The sequence below is a fragment of the Gluconobacter sp. P1D12_c genome (assembly GCF_018812105.1).
GTDB lineage: Bacteria > Pseudomonadota > Alphaproteobacteria > Acetobacterales > Acetobacteraceae > Gluconobacter > Gluconobacter oxydans_A.
Map to the genome: position 1 here is coordinate 1 of NZ_JACSIQ010000553.1, position 423 is coordinate 423.

The window sequence follows — 423 nt, forward strand, 5'->3', positions numbered from 1 at the left end:
GGTGCGATCGATGGGCTGTTTAACCGGTTTGAMGCGACCCTGCGGAACGCCGGTTATCTGCCGATGTCAGGCCAGATCCTGGATGCAACATTGGTAGCCGCTCCAAAGCAGCGCAATACGAATGCTGAGAAAGCCGACCTCCGGGCAGGGCGTATTCCTGAAGACTGGCAGGATAAGCCATCCAGATTGTCCCACAAGGACAGGAACACCCGCTGTACACTGAAGTTCACGAAGGCGAAGCGGCAAGACGATGGAACCATGCCATCCAGCGATCTGGCTATCCCATTCTTTGACTACAAGTCCCATGTCTCCATCGACCGGAAGTTCCGGTTCATCCGCGAATGGAAGACGACAGATGCCGCCGCCAGTGATGGCGCGCGATTGAGAGAGGGGCTGCTGGATAAAGCCAATACGGCCTCGAGC

General features: G+C 56.9%; 1 pseudogene. It reads left to right on the plus strand.

Annotated features, from left to right (window positions below):
* Positions 1 to 423: pseudogene (locus KP705_RS18115) on the plus strand (IS5/IS1182 family transposase); the annotation flags it as partial.